Source organism: Formosa sejongensis (genome assembly GCF_033447105.1).
Classification (GTDB): domain Bacteria; phylum Bacteroidota; class Bacteroidia; order Flavobacteriales; family Flavobacteriaceae; genus Formosa.
Genome location: NZ_JAWQUN010000048.1, coordinates 1 through 2,487 on the forward strand (window position 1 = coordinate 1; position 2,487 = coordinate 2,487).

Below are 2,487 nucleotides of genomic sequence, written 5' to 3' on the forward strand. Positions count from 1 at the left end.
AAGCATGTTATATTTTCTAAGGACTTTAAATAAAGTATCTCTCCCGACTTTTAAGTTAGTTTTGGCAAAATCGTCTTTCAATGATTTTTCGAGTTTACGCACGCCTTCTCTAGGAAGGGTTTTGCGTCTTTTTCTAACGATCTCAATAATCTGTTGTTCTAGTTTTAAACGTTTATCAGCTCTTTCTTTATGCTTATAATAGGCATCACGTTTAAGTCCAAAACAATGAGTTATAGTGTTTAAAGAAGCAAAACCCTTAGACTTTTCTTTAGCTTTAATTAAGGCTTTATACTTAACTTTTTTTTTAGTTGAGCAATAGATTTGTAACCGAGATCTTCTGCGGCTACTTCTAGATAGGATTCCTCTACCATGGCATCGAGATCCTTTTTAAGTAGTAGCTTCTTAAGCTGTTCAATTTCTTTTTGAAGTGCTTTAATTCTAGATATTTCGTCTTTTGTTTCCACTTTTACTCTGGTGTTCATTAAGTCAGTACGATTGTACTTTTTAATCCATACATTGACTGTTGTTGGTGCAATAGAATAGAGCTTGCAAAGTTCGCTCTTTGTGTGTTTACCAGTACTAAGTTCTGCTAAGATTTTTAATTTGAAAGGTTCACTGTAACGTCTAATTACTTTGTCATTTTTATACATAATAGTGTAAATTATGTAGCCTTTTTTCAGGACAAGTCATTATTGCTTACAACGTTTATGTATAAGGAAAGTTGCGTGTTTGTGTGCGAGGATTTTCCGAAGGAAAATCAGAAGCTAGCAAACAAGCAACTAACTTTGGTTTAGCTAAAACTAGCAATTTTTTTTATACGGTGTTGCCAGTAGTTTTTTTATTCCGATGTTGCTTTTTTCGCACGTTCTAAAATCGGTTCATAATCAAAAGTTGCGCAATTTCCTTCGCTTAAAACTCTCTTACCAACTCGCTCAATTTTACTTTCGTCATTTTCCCAGTCGAAAACATAAATTGTCGCTTTAAATATCTCATTCAGTTCGTTATAATTTAATTCGCCATTCTTTTGTCCGAAATTCTCTTCCGTTTCTACTATTTTAATTGGTAATCCACTTTCTAAATATATCGTAGTTTTTATTCGTCCGTAAGAAAGTCCAATTTCCTCAACGATTTTACAGATTTGATTTTTATTCCGCCAGACTTTTAAAATTCCGCCACCATCGGTTACAATTCCTGTCAATTCCACCCAATCAAATTCAAATTCCGTCAGAGTCGAGTCAGACTCAATTATATTCACTTCATAATCAATTCGGTCAAGCTTTTTTTCTTGTCCAAATGTTACAAATCCGATTAAGGTCAATATGATTACGAATGTTTTTCTCAAATTACTGGCAACGGTCTTGTGTAAGGATAGTTGCGTGGTTAAGCAACTAATTTAGTAAACATTCACGAGCCAGAGAAAATTCCGAAGGAATTTTCCAAGTAGGCAATTGCCAAAGCAATTATTTTTACACGTTGTTAGCTGTAGTTTTTATTTAAATTATTAATTTTGTCTTAATTTAGAACGATATGTTGACAATATGTAGAAAAATACATTATATTTATAGCATATGAATGATTCAAAACTCATACACAAAACCGTTATCCGTAAAATGAAAAAGAGAAAAGTGAAATATAGAACTGATTTTTTATTACCTAAAAACAATTTTTTAGTAGGTTTAGGAAGTGTTCTTAATATTGCAGGTTCTTATTTTGATTATAATTATTCAAAATCTGATGATGAAGCTGATAGAAAAGCATTAAGGTCTGATTGGATGAATGTTGGGGACGATTTTAAATCTGCAAAAAAGTCTTTCAAAAAAGAAAATCATAATAAACTTTGTTTAAAATAGATACACTTGAGTAGTAACAAACCTGTAAGAAGTAAAATTCCTGAAGAATTACAAGAGTTAGAGGAAGAATTGACAAATATCAATCCTAAAGTATTTGAAGGTTTGTCAAAAACTAAAAAACGTGAGATTTTACAAAGTTTATCTGTAACTTTAATTCAAGAAAAATCACATTCCGGACCATTGCCTGATGCAGAAACATTAATTAGGTACGATTCTGTTATTACTAATGGTGCTGATAGAATTATGAAAATGGCAGAAAATCAACAAAATCATCGTATCTCTATCGAAAGCAAAATGGTTATTAGTCAGTCATATCAAAGTAAGGCTGGACAAGTTTTTGGTTTAATAATAGGTTTAGCAGGAATAGGTTGTGGAACTTATTTGGCAACAATTGGACAAGATATTGTTGGTGGAATTATAGCAGGTGGTACAGTTGTTAGTTTAGTTTCTGTGTTTGTTTTAGGAAAGAAATCTCAAAATAGAGACAGTGAAGAGTAGCTCAAATTACAGCTAACGTTGTTGTAATCGAGTAGGCAAAGGGATTTTCACCCTAAGCCTCTCACAGAACCGTGCTTGAAAGTCTCCCCTCACACGGCTCTTGTTGCACAAATCTAAGCAATAATGTTGATTTGTGAAA

At 32.5% G+C, this 2,487-nt stretch carries 4 protein-coding genes; 2 read left to right on the forward strand and 2 right to left on the reverse strand.

What is annotated here, in order from left to right; all coding sequences use genetic code 11:
* Positions 1 to 278: 278 nt before the first annotated feature.
* Together R6X41_RS19660 and R6X41_RS19665 are read right to left on the reverse strand one after the other, a co-directional pair.
* Positions 279 to 650, reverse strand: a complete 372-nt coding sequence (locus R6X41_RS19660; RefSeq protein WP_318502060.1) for a transposase — start codon at positions 648 to 650, stop codon at positions 279 to 281.
* 188 nt (positions 651 to 838) lie between these two features.
* Positions 839 to 1,318: a hypothetical protein gene (locus tag R6X41_RS19665; RefSeq protein WP_318502061.1), complete on the reverse strand. Its 480-nt coding sequence runs from the start codon at positions 1,316 to 1,318 to the stop codon at positions 839 to 841.
* 292 nt (positions 1,319 to 1,610) lie between these two features.
* Here R6X41_RS19665 and R6X41_RS19670 point away from each other — a divergent pair, with 292 nt between their 5' ends.
* Both R6X41_RS19670 and R6X41_RS19675 read left to right on the forward strand, forming a co-directional pair.
* Complete coding sequence (locus tag R6X41_RS19670; RefSeq protein ID WP_318502062.1) at positions 1,611 to 1,850, forward strand: hypothetical protein; 240 nt, start codon at positions 1,611 to 1,613, stop codon at positions 1,848 to 1,850.
* A gap of 6 nt (positions 1,851 to 1,856) precedes the next feature.
* On the forward strand, positions 1,857 to 2,348 hold the full coding sequence (locus R6X41_RS19675; RefSeq protein ID WP_318502063.1) for a DUF2335 domain-containing protein: 492 nt from the start codon (positions 1,857 to 1,859) through the stop codon (positions 2,346 to 2,348).
* Positions 2,349 to 2,487: the final 139 nt, after the last annotated feature.

What these genes read in the sequence shown, in the direction of transcription:
- R6X41_RS19670 (WP_318502062.1), top strand. Translation starts at nt 1,611, where the DNA reads ATGAAAAAGAGAAAAGTGAAATATAGAACTGATTTTTTATTACCTAAA.
- R6X41_RS19660 (WP_318502060.1), bottom strand. Translation starts at nt 650, where the DNA reads ATGTATAAAAATGACAAAGTAATTAGACGTTACAGTGAACCTTTCAAA.